This is a genomic window from Schaedlerella sp. (genome assembly GCF_056796775.1).
This window is the reverse complement of sequence record NZ_JBQIKP010000001.1, coordinates 173,973-197,578: the sequence shown is the minus strand read 5'-3', so window position 1 is coordinate 197,578 and position 23,606 is coordinate 173,973. Positions and strand designations below refer to the sequence as shown.

Here is a 23,606-nt window from a genome sequence, read left to right as displayed (position 1 = left end):
TTAAGATGTGAAGTATCAAGGGAGTATGTTCAATGAAATGGGGAGTGCTTGCCACTGGCCTCATTAGTGTTGTGTTATTATGGTGCATATGGAACTGGAAGCCGCTGGAGGTCCATGCAGAGATTGCATCAGACGATGCGTTTGAGGGAGTAACATGGGAAAAGATCATAGAAGATGACATCGAAGGGCCAAAAGGCGTCATTCAGTCGATGTGCGTGACAGAGGATTATATCATTCTGATCGAGAATTATGATGACAGCGCAGAAAAGTCGGACATTATAAAAGCGTATTATAGGAATGACACGGATGTCCACGGAAAACCGGTGGACAAGTATTCCCTGGCAAAGCGGGTAGTGGAACGAAACTACGAGCATGGAAACGGAATGGCATATAATCCGAACACCGGGGAGATCGCAGTCGCCCTGTATACCCATCTGAACCCGGAAAACAGAGGGTGCATTTTTCTGATAGACGCAGATACGCTTTCTTTCAAGAAAAAGATCAAGATCTCGGATGACTATGATATCCTGGGGATCGGCTATGATGAGGAACAGGACCGCTATGTCATCCAGACCAATGTGGACGGGGGATATAGCTTCAAGATTCTGGACAGTCAGTTCCAGATCATAGAGGACCTGGGAGAATACGAAGGCTCTTCCAAGGGCAATAATTTTCAGGACCTGTGTGTCAGCGGGGATTATATCATCAATTTTCCTCTGACGCTGGGGCTGGGGATCGGAGATTTCCTGAATGTCTATTCCATTTCAAGAAGGGCTCTGGTATCTTGTCCGCAATTAGACTTTGGGCTGGATGCCGGAACCGTGGACGAGCCGGAGTCGATCTGCGAGCTGGAGCCGGGGGTATTTGCCGCGGTGGTGAATGTGTATAACGGAGACGGAAGCCGGAGATTTTCCGTTTATAAAACGATGGTGCCCTATAATTTTCCTGCGAAGCCTGCGGAAGAGAAAAAGCCGGAAAAAGAGGAAGCGGCCGGAGATGCCGGGAAAACGGAAGAAGCAGAACCAGCGGAAGGAGCTGAGACGGCAGCCCAGGGGGACGCGCAGAAAGACGAGCAGGAAGAGAAGCCGCCTCTGCGGGAGCGGATCAAGTCTCTTATGAAGACCACGTATTCTATGAAGAACATCATGAAGACGGCGCTGCTCATTTTCTTTGCTCTGGACATTGTCCTGGTCCTTTATCTCCGGGTTTTGGCTATACGGAGAAAGCGGAAGCGGAAGCTGGAGAAGGCCAGGCGGGAACGCCAGCGGATCCGTCAGGAGATCAGGGCCATGTATGGCGAGCGGCTGTAGAGGAAACAAAGGCAGGAGGGAGAGCAGTGAGGCGGTTTTGAAAGGACTGCCGAATGAGCGGGGCGGTATCAGGCAGAGGGAGGAGCTTTTTGGAGGCATATACGAGTTTTGCAAAGGTGTATGATCAGTTTATGGACAATGTCCCGTATGAAGAATGGGCGCAATATCTGCGCGGCGTGCTGGAAAAACACGGGATCCGGGACGGCCTGGTCTTAGAGCTTGGCTGCGGGACAGGCACTATGACGGAGCTGCTCTCCGGGTATGGGTATGACATGATCGGTGTGGACTGCTCGGAGGAAATGCTGGACGCGGCAATGGAAAAGCGGGAGGAATCCGGGCACGACATCCTGTATCTTCTGCAGGATATGCGGGAGTTCGAGCTGTACGGCACGGTTCGGGCGGTGGTCAGCGTCTGTGACTCGATCAACTATATTTTGGAGGAAAAGGAGCTGGAGCAGGTGTTCCGCTTGGTCAATAATTATCTGGATCCTGGCGGGATCTTTCTCTTTGATTTCAATACGGAGTATAAGTACCGGGAGGTTCTGGGGGACTGTACGATTGCGGAGTACCGGGAGGACTGCAGCTTTATATGGGACAATTATTATTATGAAGAGGAAGGGATTAACGAGTATGAACTGATCTTGTTCATTCGGGCGGGAAGGGACGGCAGTGTACCGGAGCATGAAAATGTACGGCCAAGGGAAGAGCTGTTTCGGCGGTTCCGGGAGACCCACCTTCAGAGAGGCTATACGCTGGAACAGATTCAAACCGCACTGCAGAATGCAGGGATAGAATACCTCGGCGCTTATGACGGAGATACAAAGTCCGGACCACATAGGCAGAGTGAACGGATCTATGTCGTTGCGCGGGAGCGAGGAAAAAAGAAAGCGGAAGAGAATATCCGCAACAGGAGGATCAAGCATGAATGATTATATCGTAAGGGCTACGGCTGCTGACGCGCAGATCCGTGCGTTTGCGGCGGTGACTACCAGACTGACGGAGGAAGCCAGGTCAAGGCACCAGACCAGTCCGGTGGCGACGGCGGCTCTTGGGAGGCTTTTAACCGGCGGCGTGCTGATGGGAAGCATGATGAAGAACCCGGAGGATGTACTGACGCTGCAGATCAAATGCGACGGGCCCATCGGTGGCCTGACGGTGACGGCGGATGCCATGGGACATGTGAAGGGCTATGTAAACCACCCGGAGGTGATGCTGCCTCCGAAAAACGGAAAGCTGGATGTGGGCGGCGCACTGGGCCAGGGGATTTTGAACGTGATCAAGGATATGGGACTCAAAGAGCCTTATTCCGGGCAGACGATTCTGCAGACCGGAGAGATTGCGGAAGACCTGACCTATTATTTTGCGGCTTCGGAGCAGGTTCCCTCGTCGGTCGGGCTGGGCGTTTTGATGAACCGGGAGAATACGGTGCGCTGCGCCGGGGGCTTTATCATACAGGTGATGCCCTTTGTGGAGGAGCGGGTGCTGAGGCAATTGGAGGAGAACATTGGGGCCATGAGGTCGGTGACGGACATGCTGGACGGCGGGCATTCGCCGGAGGAAATGCTGTCTGGGGTGCTTTCCGGCATGGAAGTGGAGATCACGGATACGATGCCTGCCGGATTTGCCTGCAGCTGTTCTGAAAGGCGGATCGAGAAGGCGCTGATCAGCATCGGGAAAAGTGAGATTGAGGATATGATCCGGGATGGAAAGCCCATTGAAGTGAAATGCCATTTCTGCAATACGGCGTATACGTTTTCGGTGGAGAAGCTTGGGCAGATCCTGGAAAAACAGAATGCTGTACTGGGGTAGTGTAAAGCATTGCATGAAAAAAATGGAACGGAAGGGTTGAAGAAAATGAAACATGGGTTTGTGAAGACGGCGGCGGCCACGCCGGACATCCGGGTTGCCGATACGGCGTATAATCAGGAAAAAATCTGTGAGTGTATCCTGGAGGCGGAAAAGCTTCGGGCGAAGATTCTGGTATTTCCCGAATTGTGCGTCACGGGATATACCTGCGGCGACTTGTTTACACAGGATGTACTTTTGAGAAATGCGAGACAGGCTTTGCTGCATATCGCGGAGTTTACGAAGGAAAAGGACATGCTTGTGTTTGTGGGCCTGCCGCTGTGCGTGGAGGGAAAGCTCTATAATGTGGCGGCGGCTTTGAACCGGGGAGAGATCCTGGGCTTTACGACGAAGACATTCCTGCCCAATTACGGAGAATTTTATGAGATGCGGCAGTTTACGCCGGGCCCGCGGACTGCAAGGATGATCGAATTTGAGGGGGCGCAGATCCCCTTTGGGCCTCAGCTTTTGTTTCCGTGCCGGAATATGGAGGAACTGGTGGTATCGGCGGAGATCTGCGAGGATGTGTGGTCCCCTGTCCCGCCCAGCATCCAGGCTGCGCTGGAAGGGGCGACGGTGATCGTAAACTGTTCGGCCAGCGACGAGACCATCGGAAAGGACGTCTACCGCAGGGAACTGATCCAGGGGCAGTCCGCCCGCCTGATCGCAGGATACGTGTATGCAAATGCGGGGGAAGGGGAGTCAACCACGGATCTGGTGTTCGGCGGTCACAATATTATTGCGGAGAACGGCGCCGTTCTGGAGGAGGCGCAGCGGTATGAGAATGACATCATCTGTTCGGAAATCGACGTTCGGAGGCTCTCCGGCGAACGGAGGAAAAATACCACCTTCGGCGGAACGGAGGAAAGGACACTTTTCAGGGTGCCTTTCTGTCTGGATGTGGAGGACACAGAGCTGACCCGGAAGTTTCCCAGGCAGCCCTTTGTACCCCAGGATGATGGAGTACGGGCAAAGCGCTGTGAGGAAATTCTGATGATTCAGGCCATGGGGCTGAAAAAGCGGCTGGCGCATACCCATGCAAAAACCGCTGTGGTGGGAATCTCCGGAGGACTGGACTCCACCCTGGCCCTTTTGGTCGCGGCCAGGGCCTTTGACCTGCTGGAAAGGGATAAGAAGGAGATTCTGGCGGTCACCATGCCCTGCTTTGGAACCACCGACAGGACGTACAACAATGCCTGCCGGATGGCGGTGAAGCTGGGGGCGACGCTGCGGGAGGTGCCCATCGGGGAGGCGGTGAATGTGCATTTCCGGGATATCGGACATGACCCCGCAGATCACAGCGTGACCTATGAGAACAGCCAGGCCAGGGAGCGCACCCAGGTTCTGATGGACCTTGCCAACCGGGACGGGGGGCTGGTCATCGGAACCGGGGATATGTCGGAGCTGGCGCTGGGGTGGGCCACCTACAACGGGGACCATATGTCCATGTACGGTGTCAACGCTTCCGTGCCCAAGACACTGGTGCGCCATCTGGTGAAGTATGCCGCTGACACGGCCAGGGATGAGGAGCTTAAAATGGTGCTCTATGATGTCCTGGATACGCCGGTGAGTCCGGAGCTTCTGCCGCCCAGGGAAGGGAACATTGCGCAGAAGACGGAAGACCTGGTGGGGCCCTATGAGCTGCACGACTTTTTCCTGTACTATATGGTCCGTTTCGGATATGAGCCGGGGAAGATCTACAGGCTTGCGCGGCAGACCTTTGCAGGGAAGTACGAACCGGCTGTGATTCGGAAATGGCTGGAGACTTTCTGCCGGAGATTCTTCAGCCAACAGTTCAAGCGGTCCTGCCTGCCGGACGGTCCCAAGGTGGGGACGGTGGCGCTCTCACCCAGGGGAGACTGGAGGATGCCAAGCGACGCATGGGCGTCAGGGTGGCTGGAAGATTTGGAAAAAGAATGACGATTGTAAAGGATGCCCGGAAAAAAAGCGGCATCCTTTTTTGATGCCATCGTATGTAGGCTGGAGAGTTACATGTCACACACTGACCAATCACTACGCTGATTGGTCAGGAGGATGCACATAAAAGCTGGGATTCAGGCCGTCCATTGCCGTAGGCAATTTTAAATGACGGCCTGAGTTACAGGGCACGCCTGGTCAAGGTGTGACCTGTAACGCTGGAGAAAAGTTCTCAGAAGCATGATGAAAAATTCAATTGCGCTGGTTAGCAGAGTATGGTATAATAATTAAGTCTGCGGGCAGTTGTTTAGTTCCCGAGACCACTGAAAAGTACATCTGCCAAACAGGTTTAGCAAAAGGGCGGATTCCAGGTGTGTTTTTCAGTAGTTTCGGACTCTTCTGTAGGCAGACGAATCCATGACGAAAAGGAGAGTACCATGTATAACAAGTATGAAATGGAGCTTGCGGGGAGGACCCTGCGGGTGGATGTGAACCGGGTTGCCAAGCAGGCCAACGGCGCGGTTCTGATGCATTACGGAGAGACGACGGTGCTGTGTACGGCTACGGCGTCCGAGAAGCCGAGGGACGGGATTGACTTTTTCCCTCTGAGCGTGGAATACAATGAGCGGATGTATTCCGTGGGCAAGATCCCGGGCGGATTTAACAAAAGGGAGGGAAAGGCGTCGGAGAATGCGGTTCTGACAGACCGTGTCATCGACCGTCCCATGCGGCCTTTGTTCCCCAAGGATTACAGGAATGACGTGACGTTAGAGAACCTGGTGATGTCCGTGGACCCGGACTGCAGTCCGGAGCTGACGGCCATGCTGGGAGCGGCCATTGCGGTGAGCATCTCGGATATTCCTTTTGACGGCCCGATTTCCACCACCCAGGTGGGGCTCATTGAGGATCAGTTTGTATTCAATCCCACTGCGGAGCAGAAGGAAGCTTCCAGGATGGCTCTGACCGTGGCGTCCACCAGGGAAAAGGTGATCATGATCGAAGCCGGGGCGGAGGAAGTGCCCGAGGCGCAGATGATCGAAGCGATTTTCGCGGCCCATGAAGTGAATCAGAAGGTCATTGCGTTTATCGATACCATCGTGGCGGAGTGCGGCAAGCAAAAGCACACGTACGAGAGCTGCGCGGTGCCGGAAGAGCTGTTTGAAGCAATCAAAGAGATCGTGCCGCCCTCAGAGATGGAAGAGGCGGTATTTACAGATGACAAGCAGACGCGGGAGGAGAACATCCGCGTGATCAAAGAGAAGCTGGAGGAAGCATTTGCAGAGAAGGAAGAGTGGCTGGAAGTGCTGGGCGAGGCGGTATACCAGTATCAGAAGAAGACCGTCAGAAAGATGATCCTCAAAGACCATAAGCGTCCCGACGGACGTGCCATTGACCAGATCCGGCCGCTGGCGGCTGAGGTGGATCTGATCCCGAGAGTCCACGGGTCCGCAATGTTTACCCGGGGACAGACTCAGATCTGCACGGTGACCACACTGGCGCCGTTATCCGAGGCGCAGAGGCTGGACGGGCTGGATGAGTCCGAGACCTCCAAGCGCTATATGCATCATTATAATTTCCCTTCCTACTCCGTAGGAGAGACGAAGCCCTCCAGAGGACCGGGAAGACGTGAGATCGGGCATGGCGCGCTGGCAGAGAGGGCGCTGCTTCCGGTGCTGCCAAGCGAAGCAGAATTTCCCTATGCGATCCGTACGGTATCGGAGACATTTGAGTCCAACGGCTCCACATCCCAGGCGAGCGTGTGCGCGTCCAGTATGTCCCTGATGACGGCAGGCGTGCCGATCAAGGCGGCGGTTGCGGGAATCTCCGCAGGACTGGTGACAGGCGATACGGATGAGGATTATCTGGTTCTGACCGATATCCAGGGACTGGAGGATTTCTTCGGAGATATGGACTTTAAGGTGGCGGGTACCCACAAGGGAATCACCGCGATCCAGATGGATATCAAGATCCACGGCCTGACCCGTCCTATTATCGAGGAAGCCATTGCGGCTACCAAGAAGGCAAGGACCTATATCCTGGATGAAGTGATGAATCCGGCGATTGCAGAGCCCAGGCCGGAGGTTGGAGAGTATGCGCCGAAGATCATCCAGATGCAGATTGATCCCCAGAAGATCGGGGACGTGGTTGGACAGAGGGGAAAGACCATCAACGCCATCATTGAGGAGACCGGCGTGAAGATTGATATCGAGGACGACGGAGCGGTATCCATCTGCGGAACAGAGCAGGAGAGTATGGATAAAGCGGCAAAACTGATCTCCACCATTGTGACGGAATTTGAAGCCGGACAGGTATTCGAAGGAAAGGTAGTCAGCATCAAGGACTTCGGGGTATTCCTGGAATTTGCTCCGGGCAAGGAAGGCATGGTGCACATTTCCAAGATTGCGAAGCACCGCGTGAATAAGGTGGAAGATGTCCTGAAGATGGGAGATGTGGTAAAAGCTGTCTGCCTTGGAAAGGACAAGATGGGAAGATTCAGCTTCAGTATGCGTGATGTAGCAGAATAGAGAACAATAAAAAACCTGCCGGTGAGGCAGGTTTTTTATTGTTCAGATTACCAATCTGTATAGATATCAATGGTGCCGCTGGCACATCCGCAGTCATATACCTTGCCTGTGCCGAGAGAGGTCTCTACAATACTTCCCCAGGGAAGGTCGCTGCTTGCAACACAGATATAACCGTCAGCATCGCGGATGGTTCCGTCCGATGCAACATGGCGTCCGGGAATATTCAGACCGCCTCCGGGAAGGACTTTCTGGGAATAATAGGTCTCACGGTGTCCGTTGTAATATACCACACCCTTCGAAGGGGTCAGTGCCCCGCCGCTTTCACTGGGAATATATGTGGTCTCCTGGGTAGGGATATCGGTATCCGCCTTCTCATCCTCCTGGGTACCGTCCGCGTCGGGAGCGGTGGAATCTGTCTGGGGTCTGTCTCCTGAGGGTACAGTGGAAACCGGTTTCTGCGCTTCTGCGGCTTTTTTTGCTTCCGCGGCCTTCTGCGCTTCTGCGACTCTTCTTGCTTCTTCTGCGGCCCGTGCCTGTTCCGCGCGCAGTGCCTGAAGCTTCTGATTGAATACGGCCAGATCTGTTGATGTCTCAGCCGCCTTCTGGTTCAAAGCATCCTGCTGGCTTTTCAGCTGGGTCTGCAGGCTGTTTAGGGAATTCTGCTTTTCCGTCAGATCGGCTTCCTGCTGTTCGATCCCCTTCTGGATGCTCCGAAGATTTTCCAGCTTTTCACGGTCATAGCTGCTGATATTCTGTATAAATTCCGCCCGGTTCAGAAAATCGGACATATTCTCGGCGGAGAACAGCAAATCCAAAAGATTATTATTGCCGTTTTCATACATATACTTGATCCGTGTCTTCATGTCATCGTACTGCCTGATCTCGTTCTCCCGGGAAATCGCAAGAGAGTCCTGGATACGAAACATCTCATTGTTGGCATCCTGAATCTTGGTCTCCGTAGATGCGATCTCATCGCTGATGGCCAGCAGATCCTGATTGATATCGTTCAGCAGATTTTGAAGATCACTGGTTTTGCTTTCCAGATTCTCGATCTCATCCGCATAGACAGGAACTGACATCAACAGCATGACAGATGCAAGGAGAAAGGCCGGTATGGCTTGTACTTTTCGTTTCATACGCAATCACAAATCAAATCCTTTCTTTATGATCCGTACTCTGCTGCGCCTGCACAGAGTACCTTGTCTGTATATTATATAGTGAATTTTCCAAAAGCGCAAGCCTTAAAAGGAATATTTTACCGATCATTTACGATTTTGTTAATAAATGAGTTGCTTTTGATATAAATTTCTGCATAATTTTTCCAATGCCTCATATATTGTTACAAGAGGTGGACAAGATGGATGTGAACAGAAAGGAACGGCAGATATTGTGTGTCCTGGCGCGGTCTGTGCGGGCTGTGGTGGAGGATGCGGGTCTGGATTTCGGACAGGTTCAGGAGATCCGAATGCGGATCGCAAAGCCGCTGATCGTGGTATACAACAATGAAGAGAGGATACTGCCGCCGATTCAAAGGGACCGGGAAGGGGGGCATATCGTGACCAGGGAGGAAATGCGGGAAACCCTGGAGTATGTGAGCCATTATTCCCTCTATGCCTATGAGCAGGAGATACGGCAGGGATTTATTACGATTGAAGGAGGACATCGTGTGGGTGTAATAGGAAAGGCAATTCTGGAGCGGGACAGGGTGAAAAATCTGCAGTACATATCTTCGGTCAATATCCGGGTGGCTCATGAGGTGGCCGGCTGCGCGGACAAGGTGATCCCATATATTACAAAAGACAGGCAGGTATGCCATACGCTGATCATCTCCCCTCCCTGCTGCGGAAAAACCACATTGATCCGCGACTTGATCCGGCAGGTGTCGAATGGAAATACCTATGTGAAGGGATGCTCCGTGGGGGTGGTGGATGAGCGTTCAGAGCTGGGGGGCTGCTACCTGGGCGTGCCCCAGAACGAACTGGGAATGCGCACGGATATCCTGGACGGCTGCCCCAAGGCCCAGGGGATGATCATGCTGATCCGTTCCATGGCTCCCAAAGTGATTGCCGTGGACGAGATCGGTTCCCCGGAAGATATCTACGCCCTGGAATATGCCATGCAGTGCGGATGCACGCTGATCGCCAGCGTACACGGGAGGGATATGGAGGAGATCTCCGAAAAGCCGGTGCTTTCCGACCTGGTGCGAAAAAAAAGGTTTGAACGCTATGTGGTGCTGGGGAACCGGAACCACCCCGGAGAGATCCGGGCGGTCTTTGACCAGAGGGGGAGTCTGCTATGCTGCGGTTTATAGGTGGGATTCTGATCATTACGGCAACCACCGGGGCTGGGATCCTTTACGGCATGGAGCTGCAGGAATATCTGGAAAAGCTTTTGTATATCCGGCATATTATCTACATGATCAAAGGGGAGCTGGAATATTCCTCGGCGCCCTTGAGCGAGGTGTTCGGAAGAATCTCGGCGCGTGTCAGAGAGCCCTACAGACAGTGGCTCGGGGCAATGGAGAAGCAGGTAGAGAACCGGGAGGAGGACGCATTTTTGAAAATCTGGATGCGTTCCGTGGACAAATATCTCAAAGAACTGCATCTGAAAAGCGAGCATTCCATCCAGCTCAAAGAGCTGGGAACCTATCTCGGGCAGACGGACGGAGCGTCGGAAAGCAGAAACCTGCAGCTGTACCTGGGCCGTCTGGAGCTGGAGATCGAAAGGTGCGGGAGGGGATGGCATCAAAGAAGCGGATCGGGAACTGTCTTGGGGTGATGGGCGGAATTTTTCTGGTGGTGTTGTTGATCTGATAGGAGGGTACCATGACGATCAATCTGATTTTTAAAATTGCAGCGGTAGGAGTCCTGGTCTCTATCTTATCTCAGGTGCTGAAACACAGTGGAAGGGACGAGCAGGCATTTATCGTAAGTCTGGCAGGGCTGATCCTGGTCCTATCCTGGATCCTGCCGTTTATCTATGATCTGTTCCTGTCCATCAGGCAGCTCTTTCTATTATAAAGAACGGTTGAGGATGAATTTTGCATAGGGGGCAGGAGAGCTTTCAGGGAGCTGTTGGTAAAACTGTACGGATGACGCGGCAGCTCGGTGCGTTGGCAATTGGAGAAAGGGACGGTGCGAAGGTATGAATATGTTTCAGATTGGAATCATCGGGGTGGTGGGGGCGCTGCTGGCCGTGCAGTTCAAAGGCGGGAAAGCGGAATACGGCATCTATATGAGTGCGGCGGTGAGCATCCTGCTGTTTTCGTGCATGATCGACAAGCTGGGGATCTTTGCGGACGCGGTGGAGCAGATGAGCGGGTATATCAGCATTGACACCGGATATATCGCGACCATGCTGAAAATGATCGGGGTCACGTATATTGCGGAATTCTGCTCTGCCATATGCAGGGATACCGGATACCAGACCATCGCCGCGCAGGTGGAGATCTTTGGAAAGCTCACCATCCTGATGCTGGGGATGCCGGTGCTCCTGGCTCTCCTGGAGACGATCCGGGTGTTTTTATCATGAAAAGGGCCTGGATGTGGGTGCTGGTTTTGCTGTTCCTTTTTCAGACAGAGACTGCGGTACAGGCTGCCGGAGAAGACAAGCCTGACGCAGGCCGGGTGGCAGAACAGAGGGAAGAGCGAGAGCCGGCAGAGAACCAGACAGAGGGGGCGGATCCGGCACCGTCCCGGGAGCTGGACGCTGAGCAGATGGAGGAGATCCAAAACCAGACAGAGGATAAGATGCTGGGAAAGTTTGATTTTTCGGAGCTGGACGACAGCATCCGCAATCTGTTTCCCAGAGAAAAGCTCCGATTTTCGGATGTGACGGCATCCATGATGAGCGGAGACCTGACAGAGACCGGGAAGCTTTTGCTGGAATATGTGGGAGATCAGTTTCACTATGAATTCCGGACTAACCGTAAAAATCTGGTATATATGCTGCTGATCGCGGTGATCGCCGCCATCTTCACGAATTTTTCAGGCGCCTTCCAGAGCAGGCAGGTGTCGGAGATCAGCTTCTACGTATTGTATATGCTGCTGATCACGATGTGCCTGACCACATTCCGGGTGGCGATGGAAGGGCTGGAAGGAAAGCTGGAGGCGCTTCTGGACTTTATGAGACTGCTCTGTCCGGGATATTTTATGGCGGTATCACTGGCCTCGGGAACCAGCAGCTCCCTGATGTTTTACGGGATGGTGCTGATCCTGATCTACATGGTGGAAGTGCTGGTGCTGCGGCTTCTGCTGCCATTGATCAATGTGTATATCATGATCCAGGTCATGAATTATCTGGTGGGGGAGCATGTCCTGTCGGAGCTGGCCGATCTGATCCGAAAGTTGATCACCTGGATTTTGCGCTCCCTTCTGGGGCTTGTGGTAGGGATGAATGTGATCCAGGGTCTTTTATCGCCCACGATCGATACCTTGAAGCGGAGTACGCTGACCAAAACAGTGGAGGCGGTTCCAGGTCTAGGGAACCTGTTCGGCGGTGTGACGGACGTACTGTTGGGGACGGCCGTACTGATCAAGAACGGGATCGGGATGGCAGGGGCCGTGATCCTGATCCTGATCTGCAGTGTCCCGGTGGTCCAGATGGCAGCTATGACATTTCTGTATAAATTTGCAGCCGCCATGGTCCAGCCGGTCTCGGACAAACGGATTACCGGATGCATCCGCAGCGTCAGCGAGGGATACCGGCTCATGCTGAAGGTATTGTATACCACACTGCTCCTGTTTCTGATCACCATTGCGGTAGTGGCGGCTTCCACATCTTAGGAGCGATCAAAGGAGGGAGGAGAGTTATGATTGAGGCAATCTATACCTGGATGAAAAATATCGTATTTTTTCTGGTGATCATCACCGCGGTGCTGGAAGTCCTTCCGGGAACCGCCTATCAGAAATACATCCGTTTTTTTACCGGACTGGTTTTGATGATGCTTCTGCTGACTCCGGTTCTGAGCCTGAGCGGGGCCGGGGAGGTCTTTATGGAGCTGTATCATGGATATGAGCATGAGCAGTATAGGCGGGAGCTTGAGGAGCAGGAGGAATATTTTCAGGACCTGGACCTACTGGATTTTCTTCCGGAGGAATACTTCGTGACGGAAAGCGGCGGGACAACCGCAAAGATGGGGGAGCAGGAGAGGGAAAACGCCCCCGGGGAACATGCAGACGCAGGCGGGGATCAGGATTTGGAAGGAATCAGGGTCGATGAGATTGAAGTGAAGGAGGTCAGGATTGGAGAAGAAGTGGAGTGAATGGATGGAACAGATCAGATCCCATTCAAAATTTCCGAATAAGAACCAGCTGCTTCTTATTTTTTTATGCGGGCTCCTGCTCCTTGTGATCGTCTGGCCGGTTTCCGATTCTCGGGAGGATTCCGATCCCGGGGTGCCGGAGACCGGTATGTCCGGGGGCGAAAAGGAGCCGGGAGAGGGCGGCGAACAGGCAAACAGCGGCGCCCAGGGAGGGCACACAAAGTCCATGGAAGCCTATGAGGAATATCTGGAGCGGCGTCTTTCATCGGCACTGGAATATGTGGAGGGCGTGGGGCGGGCGGAGGTGGTGATCACCTTGAAGTCTTCGGGGCAGAAAGTCGTGGAAAAAGACCAGTCTTCCAGCAGCCAGTCCTCCTCCGAGGAGGACCAGAACGGAGGGACCCGGGAGACACAGAACCGTTCTTCGGATAAAACCAGCGTCTATACCCAGGGCTCAGATGGTTCCCAGACGCCTTATATCAGCAAGGAGATGACACCGGAGATCGAGGGAGTACTTGTCATTGCGGAGGGAGGGGAAAATGCGGTGGTGATTCAGAACATCACGGAAGCAATTCAGGCATTATTCGGTGTGGAGGCGCATAAAATAAAAATAATGAAAAGGACAGATACATAAAAGGAGGATTTTAAGTGAAGCGTTTATTTAAGAAAAACCAGATCATTATTACAACACTGGCGGTGATGATCGCCATCGCCGGGTATCTGAACTATTCGGGAAAGCTGTTTTCAGAAACAGACAAAGGAACTGCCGAGGCAAATACGGAGCTGGTCAACCAGGAGCTGCTGGACATTTCTGAGGAGGACATTGAGACGAGCGAAATGGAAATCGCAAGCACGGACTCCGAGGTGGAGGGTACGCCAGGGGAAGCCGTGCTGACCAACAGCGCGGCCAATACCACGGTTGCGGAGGCAAAGGTGTCCCGGGAGCAGATCCGCGCCCAGAATAAGGAAACCCTGCAGGCGCTGATCGACAATACCAATATCAGCGAGGAAGAAAAGCAGGATGCCGTGGCCCAGATGGTCCGTATGACGGAGCTGGCGGAGCAGGAGATGGCGATCGAAACTCTGATGGCATCCAAGGGATTTTCAGAGGCAGTGGTCAGCCTGACCAATGACTCTGTGGACGTGGTGGTGGACGCGGCGGAGCTGACAGACGCCAACCGGGCCCAGATTGAAGATATCGTAACCAGAAAAACAGAGATCGCTCCGGAGAATATCGTGATCACGCCGATCCATGAATAAGGACCTGTTAAAAAACCTGCCGCGCGCAGGTTTTTTTGTATTCCCTCGTATGCGGAAAAGATGACGGCAGGCGACTTTTCAATGGGCTGGATGCCGTTACTGTGAGCGCCCGGTCAGGGTTTGAACAGTAACACTCTGTGACCGCTTTTTTGTATTTTACGAAAAACAGGCGTTGCAGGCAGGGCATTCTTGTGGTAAACTTAGAATACTGTTTCGCCCGGTGCTGTGCGATACACTGCGCGGGATCGGGCGGACTCCTGATTTTTGGATAGAAAGAATGCTGGGAGATTTGAATATGTCTGAGATTACGAAGGAAATAGAGAGAAGAAGAACATTTGCGATCATATCCCATCCGGACGCGGGCAAGACCACGCTGACGGAGAAGTTTCTGCTCTACGGAGGAGCCATCAACCAGGCCGGTTCCGTAAAAGGAAAGGCGACCGCAAGGCATGCCGTGTCGGACTGGATGGAGATCGAGAAGGAGAGAGGGATTTCGGTGACCTCCTCGGTGCTGCAGTTTGAATACGGCGGCTTCTGCATCAATATTCTGGACACACCGGGACACCAGGATTTCTCAGAGGATACCTACCGGACCCTGATGGCGGCGGATTCCGCGGTCATGGTCATTGACGGGTCAAAGGGCGTGGAGGCCCAGACACGGAAGCTGTTCAAGGTCTGTGTCATGCGCCATATTCCGATCTTTACCTTTATCAACAAGATGGACCGAGATGCCATGGATACCTTCGAGCTGCTGGATGATATCGAAAAAGAGTTGGGAATCGCCACCTGCCCGGTGAACTGGCCCATCGGCTCAGGCAAGGCTTTCAAAGGAGTCTATGACCGAAGCCAAAGGGAGGTGGAGCTGTTTTCGGATACCCAGAAGGGAACCCGGATGGGGGAGGTGCGGAAGCTCTCCATCGATGCCCCGGAGCTGGACGGGATCCTGGGTGAGGAAGCCCGGGCAAAGCTGGATGAAGAGATCGAGCTGCTGGACGGCGCGGCGGCTGAATTTGACCAGGAGCTGGTGTCAAAAGGGGAGCTTTCCCCGGTATTTTTCGGATCCGCGCTGACCAACTTCGGTGTGGAGACCTTTCTCCGGCATTTCCTGGATATGACCACGTCTCCGCTGCCGAGAATGTCCGACCAGGGGGAAGTGGATCCGATGACAGAGACGGAGTTTTCCGCATTTGTGTTCAAGATCCAGGCAAATATGAATAAAGCGCACCGGGACCGGATCGCGTTCATGCGCATCTGCTCCGGGGAATTTACGGCAGGGATGTCCGTCTATCATGTGCAGGGAGGAAAAGAGGTGCGCCTGTCCCAGCCCCAGCAGATGATGGCAAGTGAACGGAAGATGATCGACAAGGCTTACGGGGGCGATATCATCGGGATTTTTGATCCGGGCATCTTTTCCATCGGCGATACATTGACCAATGCGAAGGAACGGTATGTCTATGAAGGGATTCCCACATTTGCCCCGGAGCATTTCGCCCGGGTGCGTCAGATGGACACCATGAAGCGGAAGCAGTTCGTCAAGGGGATCAACCAGATCGCCCAGGAGGGCGCCATCCAGATCTTCCAGGAATACAACACCGGAATGGAAGAGATCATCGTAGGCGTGGTGGGCGTGCTTCAGTTTGACGTGCTCAAGTACCGTCTGGAAAATGAATACAACGTGGAAATCCTTCTGGAAAACCTGCCCTATGAGCATATCCGCTGGATTGAAAATGAAGAGATCGATATGGACCGTCTGAGCGGTACGTCGGATATGAAGAAGATCAAGGACTTAAAGGACCGTCCGCTTCTGCTGTTCATCCATGAGTGGAGCGTCCGTATGACACTGGAGAGGAACGAGGGACTGAGGCTGTCGGAGTTCGGAAAATCATAAATTGTTAGAGTTTTTGTTTGCAAACGGCAGGATATTTGCTATAATGATACTTAGCGCCAGATATACGAAACACCAGACGGGAGGTTAGAAAGATGGCAAAGGACGAAAAAATAACGTATGACATACAGAATGACGCCGGACTTGGGGATGTAAAGATTGCGGATGAAGTCGTAGCGATCATCGCGGGGCTTGCCGCGACGGAGGTGGAAGGTGTGGCTTCCATGGCAGGCAATATCACCAATGAGCTGATCAGCAAGCTGGGCATGAAGAAGCTGTCCAGAGGGGTCAAGGTGGATGTGTTGGAGGGCGTTGTGACCGTGTCGCTTGCTCTGAATCTGAAGTATAATTACAGTATTGTGGACGTGACTGCCAGGGTACAGGAGAAGGTAAAGAGCGCGATCGAGAATATGACCGGGCTTGAAGTCGCTGATATCAATATCCGTGTCGCGGGCGTGGAGATGGAAGATTAGGTTTTCGTTGCAAAGCCGCAAGTGTGCGTTGAGGCGCACACTTTTTTACATAGGAACTGTAGGAAAATAACTTGTGCAGACAAGCAAGATGCATAAGTTATTTCCATACAGTTCCGTATAAGCGGAAAGGAGTTTTTTATGGTAAGAACAGAACTTCGTGAGCATGTGTTTAAGATGCTGTTTCAGGTGGAATTCAACCGGCCGGATGAGATGCCGGAGCATCTGAGATTATATTTCGAGAGCCTGGAGCATGCGACGGACCGGGATCAGGAGTATATCCGGACAAAATATGAAAAGGTCATACCGCTGATCCCCGAGATTGATGCGCTGATCAACGCGAAGAGCACGGACTGGAAGACGAAGCGTATGAACAAGGTGGATCTGGCGATCCTGCGCCTTGCCGTATACGAGATGAAGTGGGATCCGGATATTCCCACCGGGGTAGCGATCAACGAAGCCGTGGAGCTCGCGAAGCGGTTCAGCGGAGAAGAAAGTCCGGCCTTCGTAAACGGAGTGCTTGGCCGGCTGGCAGGACGGCAGGACGAACCGGTATCCCGCGGCCCGAAACCGGAAGCAAAATCAGAACCGAAACCAAAGCCGGAAGCGAAATCGGAACCGAAACCAAAACCAGAAGCAAAATTGGAATCGAAACCAAAGCCGGAAGCGAAATCGGAACCGAAACCAAAACCAGAAGCAAAATCGGAATCGAAACCAACGCTGGAACCGAAACCGGAAGCAAAATTACAGCCGGAAGTAAAGTCAGAATCGGAATCATGAAGACGCCGGATGCCGCTGCATGACGAGAACAGGGGGCATGATATATGCGCAGTGTCTATACGGTCAGGCAGGTCAATGCCTATATCAAAAATATGTTTACCCAGGACTTTATGCTGAACCGCATCTATGTCCGGGGAGAAGTCTCGAACTGTAAGTACCACACCTCGGGACACATTTATTTTTCACTGAAGGATGAGTCCGGGACTATAGCCTGCGTCATGTTTGCAGGCTCCAGGTCAGGGCTTTCGTTCCGGATGCAGAGCGGACAGACGGTCATTGTTCTGGGCTCGATCAGCGTCTATGAACGGGACGGGAAGTACCAGCTCTACGCAAAGGAGATCCTTCTGGACGGCGCGGGACTTCTGTATGAGCGCTTCGAGGCATTGAAGCGGGAGTTGGAGGAGATGGGAATGTTCGCGCCGGAATACAAGCAGCCCATTCCCGCCTATGTCCGCCGGGTGGGGATCGTGACGGCGCCTACCGGAGCAGCGGTGCGGGACATCATCAATATTGCCAGACGGAGAAACCCCTATGTACAGCTGATCCTCTACCCGGCCCTGGTCCAGGGAGAGGGCGCGGTATCCAGCATCATCCGGGGAATCCGGATGATGGAAGAGCAGCAGGTGGATGTGATCATTGCGGGAAGAGGAGGCGGATCCATTGAGGATCTCTGGGCCTTCAATGAGGAGGCGGTGGCCCGGGCCATCTTCGACTGCGGCGTCCCGGTGATCTCGGCGGTGGGACATGAGACAGACACCCTGATCTCGGATTTTGTGGCGGACTTAAGGGCGCCTACCCCTTCTGCGGCGGCAGAACTTGCGGTCTATGAATATGCGGCAGCAGAGGCCAGAAAGAAGGAATACGAGCTACAGTTAAAACGGCTGATGGCTCAGAAACTGCGGGAGCAAAGACAGCGTCTGGAACAGCTTTCCGTCAGGCTGCGCTACGCTCATCCCCGGCAGAAGCTCAATGATCGGAGGCAGTATGCGTCCGACTTGGAGACCAGGCTTCGGGGACAGATGGAGAGGCGGCTGGAGACATGTCGGCATAAGCTGGCGATCTATATCGAAAAAATGAACGGTCTGTCCCCGCTGAAAAAGCTGAATCAGGGCTATTCTTATGTGGCGGACCGAACCGGCGGGGCGGTCAGGTCCATTTCCCAGGTAAAGCCTGGGGATGAGCTTTTGATCTATGTATCCGACGGGATCGTGGATGCACAGGTGGGAGGAACCAGTCCATCGCTGACGGACCGAGAGGCGGGCGGCAGCATCCGCTGATTTCAACACAGCGATGGCGTGAACAGCGGGCGGTATGGATACCATCGTATGTGGAAAGGCTGCCGGCCTTTCTGTATTCGGTTAGGAATGCAACACAGTATCAGGGAGGTTTAAGGATGGGAAAAGACAAGCAGGCGGTTCCCGAGGGCGGACAGCTCCCTCTCGAAGAACTGTTTCAAAATCTGGAAGAAGTGATCGGGAAGCTGGAAGGTGAGGATGTCAATCTGGAAGAATCCTTCCGGCTCTATCAGAAGGGCATGGAGCTTCTGAAACAGTGCAATACGGTGATTGACGCGGTGGAGAAGAAAGTGCTGATTCTGGATGAGAATGGGGAAACGCACCCGTTTCAGGATGGAGAAGACAATGAGCAGTAAGATTTGTGATCAGAATTTTGAAAAAAATGAAGCTGCGTTCCAACAGGGACTCATAGAGCGTACCGGGCAGATCGAGGCCGTTCTGAGGGCGTATCTTCCGGAAGCGGCAGGCCCCCAGCGGGTGATCATGGAAGCCATGGAATACAGCCTGATGGCAGGAGGAAAAAGGCTGCGGCCGATGCTGATGCAGGAAGCCTACCGTCTGTGCAGCGGACAGGGAAGGGAGATCGAGCCCTTTATGGCAGCCATTGAGATGATCCACACCTATTCCCTGGTGCACGACGACCTGCCGGCCATGGATGACGACGAGTACCGCAGGAACCGTAAGACAACACATATCGTATACGGGGAGGACATGGGGATCCTGGCGGGAGATGCCCTGCTGAATTTTGCCTTTGAGACGGCCTGCAAAGCCTTTTCTATGGAAGGGGCGGATGCGGCACGGATCGGAAAGGCGCTGGGGATCCTGGCAGGGAAGGCCGGCATCTACGGGATGGTCGGAGGCCAGGTGGTGGATGTGCAGTCCACAGGAAAGGAGATCTCCGGGGAGACTCTGGACTTTATCTACCGGCTGAAAACAGGCGCCCTTCTGGAGGCATCCCTGATGGTCGGCGCGGTGCTTGCAGGAGCAGCAGAGGACCGGGTGGGCGCGCTGGAGTCCATTGCCCGCAAGATCGGCATGGCATTTCAGATCCGGGACGATATTCTGGATGTGGAGAGCACCAGGGAAGAGCTGGGCAAGCCCATCCACAGCGATGAAAAGAACCAAAAGACCACCTACGTGACTTTAAATGGTCTCAGGCATGCGAAAGAAGAGACCGAGCGGCTGTCCCGGGAGGCGATCCGGGAGCTTGAGATTTTCGGACCTCAGGACCCGTTTCTGGAAATGCTGCTGGAATCCCTGATCCACCGGAAAAAATAAGCAGTGTAAAGTATCGTATGAAAAAACGATACGGGAATTGCCCTCATTAAAAAGCTGCTTCGCAGATGGCGGGCAAGTAGGCAATCAATTTGCTTCGCAAATTGGTTACATAAAAAGGGGAAAGCAATATGATTTTGGATAAGATTCAGGGCGAAAATGATATACAGAACCTGGCGCCGGAGGAGCTGGATCCCCTGGCTCAGGAGATCCGGAATTTCCTGGTGGAGAAGATCAGCATGACCGGCGGGCATCTGGCCTCCAACTTAGGTGTGGTGGAGCTGACGATGGCGCTTCATCTGGCTTTTCACCTTCCAGAGGACAAGCTGATCTGGGATGTGGGGCACCAGTCCTATACCCACAAGCTTTTGACCGGGCGCAGGAGCGGATTTGAGAACTTAAGAGCCTACGGCGGAATGAGCGGATTCCCAAAGCGGAAGGAAAGCAGCTGCGACGCGTTTGACACCGGGCACAGTTCCACCTCTATTTCCGCAGGGCTGGGCTATGTGGCAGCCCGGGATATCCGGGGAGAGGATCATTTCGTGGCGGCGGTCATCGGGGATGGCTCCATGACCGGAGGAATGGCCTATGAAGCGCTGAACAACGCGGCACGGTTGAAAAGCAATTTTATCATCGTCCTCAATGACAACAATATGTCTATCTCGGAAAATGTAGGCGGCATGTCCAACTACCTCAACGGGCTGCGCACGGCGGAAGCCTATATGGATCTGAAACGGGGCGTGGAGGATACGCTAAAAAAGATTCCGGGACAGGGCGAACGGATCGTATATCGGATCCGGAAGACAAAGAGCGGCATCAAGCAGCTCATCGTACCTGGGATGCTCTTTGAGAATATGGGTATCACCTACTTAGGGCCCGTGGACGGGCATGACATCAAGGCGCTGTACAAGACCTTCCGGGAAGCGAAGCGGGTAGACCATGCGGTGCTGGTCCATGTGATCACGAAGAAGGGAAAGGGCTATGAACCAGCGGAAAAAAATCCCTCCGGATTTCACGGGACAGGCCCCTTTGAGATCGCCACAGGGGAACCGAAGAAGGCGGCCAAAACCGATTCCTATACGGATGTATTTTCCAAGGTGATCTGTGATATCGGAAGAAATGACGAAAAGGTTGTGGTGATCACGGCGGCAATGGCGGACGGGACCGGACTGAACCGGTTTGCCAGGTATTTTCCACAGCGCTTTTTTGATGTGGGGATTGCGGAGGAGCATGCCATGACGTTTGCGGCCGGACTGGCTGTCGGCGGGATGAAGCCGGTGGTCGCGCTGTACTCCTCTTTTCTCCAGAGAGCCTACGACCAGATCATCCATGATGTGTGCCTGCAGAACCTGCCGGTGACGCTGGCCATTGACCGGGCAGGGCTGGTAGGCTCTGACGGGGAGACCCACCAGGGGATCTTTGATCTGTCCTTTTTGAGCAGTATTCCGAACATGACGGTCCTGTCCCCGAAAAACCGGTGGGAGATGGCGGACATGATCCGGTTTGCGGTAGATTTTCCAGGCCCCGTGGCCGTCCGGTATCCCAGGGGAGAGGCCTATGAAGGGATGCAGGAATTCCGGGCCCCGGTGGTATACGGAAAAAGCGAGGTCCTGTACGAGGAGGGACAGATCGCGCTTCTGTTCGTGGGACATATGTCTTCCCTGGCGGAGGAGGTCCGGACAGAACTGAAAAAGGAAGGCTTCGGCTGTACTCTGGTCAACGCGCGGTTTGTAAAGCCCTTGGACGGGGAGCTTCTCGAGCAGCTCTCAGAGGGACACCGCCTGCTGGTAACCATCGAAGAAAATGTGCTGACCGGAGGCTTCGGTTCCCAGGTGCGGGATTTTATTTCCCGGACGGGACTGCCTGTGCAGGTGTGCGCGGTGGGGCTTCCGGATGCGTATGTGGAGCACGGGAACGCAGAGGTGCTCCGGCGGGAGACCGGGCTGGAAAAGGGAGCCGTTGTGAAGCGGATCCGTGAAGAATATGAAAGAATACAGAAAAACTGCCGCTGACCAGGCGTTGTTGGCGCGGCCGCGTCAATCCTGCGGCAGAGCGGTGAAATGAGGAATCAATGATATGAAAGAACGGCTGGACGTATTACTGGTTAAACGAAACCTCACTGCCTCCCGCGAGAAGGCGAAGGCAGTGATCATGGCGGGAAATGTATTTGTAAACGGACAGAGGGAGGACAAGGCGGGAACCACCTTTCCGGAGGATGTGCAGATCGAAGTACGGGGACCGGCCCTGCGCTATGTGAGCAGGGGCGGCCTGAAGCTGGAAAAGGCCATGAAACACTTTGACGTGTCCGTGGAAGGAAAGGTGTGCACCGACGTGGGTTCCTCCACAGGCGGGTTTACCGACTGTATGCTGCAAAACGGCGCGAAAAAGGTATATGCCATTGATGTGGGGCGGGGGCAGCTGGACTGGAAGCTGCGGCAGGATGAGCGGGTGGTCTGTATGGAAAAGACCAATATCCGTTATGTGAAGCCGGAGGATCTGGGAGAGCCTATCGAGTTTTCCTCCATTGATGTTTCCTTCATCTCCCTGACCAAGGTGCTGGGGCCGATTCGGGATTACCTGACGCCGGAGGGAGAGATTGCGGCTCTCATCAAGCCTCAGTTTGAGGCGGGAAGAGAGAAGGTTGGAAAGAAAGGCGTGGTGCGGGAGAAGAGCACCCACCATGAGGTGATCGAAAAGGTAGCCGGATATGCCCATTCCATCGGGTTTGAAGTCAAAAATATCGACTTTTCCCCCATTAAAGGGCCGGAGGGCAACATTGAATATCTGATCCATTTGAAAAAATGCGCGGAAGGGCCGGCGCCGGAGATCTCCATAGATCTGCAGTCGGTTGTGGACGAGGCATTTGCGGCATTGGGAGGTTCCTCCAAGGCGGAAGCCGATCCGGGACATAAGGAATCATAGCATGAGATACAGGACAGTGTGATGGAAACATTTTATATCATAACGAATCGATTAAAGGATCCGGATTTTCGGATCACAAGGGAAATCCAGAATTACATAGAGGATCATGGAAAACGCTGCGTCCTCTCGAAGAAAGATGAGGAAGGCCATATTATCCCGGGTACCGTGCCGGAAGGGATGGACTGCGCCCTGGTGCTGGGCGGCGACGGGACGCTGATCCGCGCGGCCAGAGAGCTGGGGGGCCATAATATCCCGCTCTTGGGGGTGAATATGGGGACACTCGGCTACCTGGCCGAGGTGGAGCTGCCGCGGATCAGGGAAGCGCTGGACATGTTGTTTTCGGGAGAGCCGGATATTGAGGACCGGATGATGATGCGGGGGTCGATCGACGGCAGGAACGAGTATATGGCCATGAATGATATCGTGGTGACCAGGGAGGGAAACCTGCGAGTGGTGCAGTTCCATGTATATGTCAACGGCGTGCTGCTGAACAGCTACCTGGCGGACGGGGTGATCATTTCCACACCCACGGGTTCTACCGGGTATAACCTGTCGGCGGGAGGACCCGTTGTGGAGCCTACGGCGCAGATGTTTGTCATAACCCCCATCTGCTGTCATGCACTGAACGCCAGCAGCGTGGTCCTCTCCGCGGAGGATGTCATTGAGGTGGAAATCTGCGAGGGCAGGTACGGGCGCACAGAGCGCGCCCTGGTGACCTTTGACGGGGCGGAGACACAAGGGGTGTCCACCGGAGACCGGGTGGCGGTCAGAAAGGCGCGGGAGACCACGAAGCTGGTCAAGCTGAGCCGGGAAAGCTTCATGAAGACCATGAGAGAAAAGATGAAAGGAAATTAAGTGT

The 23,606-nt window shown here is 53.9% G+C and carries 22 protein-coding genes and 1 pseudogene; 22 read left to right on the top strand and 1 reads right to left on the bottom strand.

What is annotated here, in order from left to right:
* Positions 1–32 precede the first annotated feature (32 nt).
* From ACTOY7_RS00835 to ACTOY7_RS00815, 5 genes are all read left to right on the top strand, one after another.
* Positions 33–1,310: a hypothetical protein gene (locus tag ACTOY7_RS00835; RefSeq protein WP_160281424.1), complete on the top strand. Its 1,278-nt coding sequence runs from the start codon at positions 33–35 to the stop codon at positions 1,308–1,310.
* An 89-nt stretch (positions 1,311–1,399) separates the two neighbouring features.
* Positions 1,400–2,239 carry a class I SAM-dependent DNA methyltransferase gene (locus tag ACTOY7_RS00830; protein WP_160281425.1) on the top strand — a complete coding sequence of 280 codons (840 nt, stop codon included), beginning with the start codon at positions 1,400–1,402 and terminating at the stop codon, positions 2,237–2,239.
* Positions 2,232–3,119 (top strand): Hsp33 family molecular chaperone HslO, encoded by an 888-nt coding sequence (hslO, locus tag ACTOY7_RS00825; protein WP_482671386.1) that lies wholly within the window; start codon positions 2,232–2,234, stop codon positions 3,117–3,119. The genes ACTOY7_RS00830 and hslO overlap by 8 nt, the downstream gene beginning before the upstream one ends.
* A gap of 45 nt (positions 3,120–3,164) precedes the next feature.
* Positions 3,165–5,075, top strand: coding sequence for an NAD(+) synthase (locus ACTOY7_RS00820; protein ID WP_300885380.1), 1,911 nt, complete (start codon positions 3,165–3,167; stop codon positions 5,073–5,075).
* 434 nt (positions 5,076–5,509) lie between these two features.
* On the top strand, positions 5,510–7,597 hold the full coding sequence (locus tag ACTOY7_RS00815; RefSeq protein WP_160281427.1) for a polyribonucleotide nucleotidyltransferase: 2,088 nt from the start codon (positions 5,510–5,512) through the stop codon (positions 7,595–7,597).
* A gap of 47 nt (positions 7,598–7,644) precedes the next feature.
* Here the strand turns inward: ACTOY7_RS00815 and ACTOY7_RS00810 are convergent, their stop codons facing one another.
* Positions 7,645–8,733 (bottom strand): coiled-coil domain-containing protein, encoded by a 1,089-nt coding sequence (locus ACTOY7_RS00810; protein WP_300886061.1) that lies wholly within the window; start codon positions 8,731–8,733, stop codon positions 7,645–7,647.
* 221 nt (positions 8,734–8,954) lie between these two features.
* On the opposite strand from ACTOY7_RS00810, the gene spoIIIAA reads away from it, so the two are divergent.
* From spoIIIAA to ACTOY7_RS00725, 17 genes and pseudogenes are all read left to right on the top strand, one after another.
* Complete coding sequence (gene spoIIIAA / locus ACTOY7_RS00805; RefSeq protein ID WP_482672187.1) at positions 8,955–9,908, top strand: stage III sporulation protein AA; 954 nt, start codon at positions 8,955–8,957, stop codon at positions 9,906–9,908.
* A complete protein-coding gene (locus ACTOY7_RS00800) occupies positions 9,893–10,375 on the top strand; it encodes a stage III sporulation protein AB (protein ID WP_482672627.1) in 483 nt (160 codons plus the stop codon). The genes spoIIIAA and ACTOY7_RS00800 overlap by 16 nt, the downstream gene beginning before the upstream one ends.
* Positions 10,376–10,422: 47 nt before the next feature.
* Positions 10,423–10,617, top strand: a complete 195-nt coding sequence (gene spoIIIAC, locus ACTOY7_RS00795) for a stage III sporulation protein AC (protein ID WP_016294201.1) — start codon at positions 10,423–10,425, stop codon at positions 10,615–10,617.
* Between the two features lie 124 nt (positions 10,618–10,741).
* A complete protein-coding gene (locus ACTOY7_RS00790; RefSeq protein ID WP_160281430.1) occupies positions 10,742–11,128 on the top strand; it encodes a SpoIIIAC/SpoIIIAD family protein in 387 nt (128 codons plus the stop codon).
* Positions 11,125–12,381 (top strand): stage III sporulation protein AE, encoded by a 1,257-nt coding sequence (locus ACTOY7_RS00785; protein ID WP_300886060.1) that lies wholly within the window; start codon positions 11,125–11,127, stop codon positions 12,379–12,381. The genes ACTOY7_RS00790 and ACTOY7_RS00785 overlap by 4 nt, the downstream gene beginning before the upstream one ends.
* Before the next feature lie 26 nt (positions 12,382–12,407).
* Positions 12,408–12,860: a stage III sporulation protein AF gene (locus ACTOY7_RS00780; protein WP_160281431.1), complete on the top strand. Its 453-nt coding sequence runs from the start codon at positions 12,408–12,410 to the stop codon at positions 12,858–12,860.
* On the top strand, positions 12,841–13,494 hold the full coding sequence (locus tag ACTOY7_RS00775) for a SpoIIIAG-related protein (RefSeq protein WP_160281432.1): 654 nt from the start codon (positions 12,841–12,843) through the stop codon (positions 13,492–13,494). The genes ACTOY7_RS00780 and ACTOY7_RS00775 overlap by 20 nt, the downstream gene beginning before the upstream one ends.
* 14 nt (positions 13,495–13,508) lie before the next feature.
* Positions 13,509–14,120 (top strand): SpoIIIAH-like family protein, encoded by a 612-nt coding sequence (locus ACTOY7_RS00770; protein WP_160281433.1) that lies wholly within the window; start codon positions 13,509–13,511, stop codon positions 14,118–14,120.
* A gap of 295 nt (positions 14,121–14,415) precedes the next feature.
* Positions 14,416–16,008: a peptide chain release factor 3 gene (locus tag ACTOY7_RS00765; protein ID WP_160281434.1), complete on the top strand. Its 1,593-nt coding sequence runs from the start codon at positions 14,416–14,418 to the stop codon at positions 16,006–16,008.
* 92 nt (positions 16,009–16,100) lie between these two features.
* The gene (locus ACTOY7_RS00760; RefSeq protein ID WP_016294194.1) at positions 16,101–16,478 is read left to right on the top strand and encodes an Asp23/Gls24 family envelope stress response protein; all 378 of its coding nucleotides are present in this window, start codon (positions 16,101–16,103) and stop codon (positions 16,476–16,478) included.
* A 138-nt stretch (positions 16,479–16,616) separates the two neighbouring features.
* Positions 16,617–17,009, top strand: a pseudogene (gene nusB, locus ACTOY7_RS00755) (transcription antitermination factor NusB); the annotation flags it as partial.
* A 290-nt stretch (positions 17,010–17,299) separates the two neighbouring features.
* Entirely contained in the window at positions 17,300–18,532 is a 1,233-nt protein-coding gene (xseA, locus tag ACTOY7_RS00750; protein ID WP_482671373.1) for an exodeoxyribonuclease VII large subunit, read from the top strand.
* Between the two features lie 116 nt (positions 18,533–18,648).
* Positions 18,649–18,906 carry an exodeoxyribonuclease VII small subunit gene (gene xseB / locus ACTOY7_RS00745; RefSeq protein WP_160281437.1) on the top strand — a complete coding sequence of 86 codons (258 nt, stop codon included), beginning with the start codon at positions 18,649–18,651 and terminating at the stop codon, positions 18,904–18,906.
* Entirely contained in the window at positions 18,896–19,828 is a 933-nt protein-coding gene (locus ACTOY7_RS00740; RefSeq protein WP_304970239.1) for a polyprenyl synthetase family protein, read from the top strand. Before xseB ends, ACTOY7_RS00740 begins: the two co-directional genes overlap by 11 nt.
* Positions 19,829–19,956: 128 nt before the next feature.
* Positions 19,957–21,837: a 1-deoxy-D-xylulose-5-phosphate synthase gene (gene dxs / locus ACTOY7_RS00735; protein ID WP_160281439.1), complete on the top strand. Its 1,881-nt coding sequence runs from the start codon at positions 19,957–19,959 to the stop codon at positions 21,835–21,837.
* Between the two features lie 64 nt (positions 21,838–21,901).
* Positions 21,902–22,747: a TlyA family RNA methyltransferase gene (locus ACTOY7_RS00730; RefSeq protein WP_160281440.1), complete on the top strand. Its 846-nt coding sequence runs from the start codon at positions 21,902–21,904 to the stop codon at positions 22,745–22,747.
* 21 nt (positions 22,748–22,768) lie between these two features.
* Positions 22,769–23,602 (top strand): NAD(+)/NADH kinase, encoded by an 834-nt coding sequence (locus ACTOY7_RS00725; RefSeq protein WP_160281441.1) that lies wholly within the window; start codon positions 22,769–22,771, stop codon positions 23,600–23,602.
* Positions 23,603–23,606: the final 4 nt, after the last annotated feature.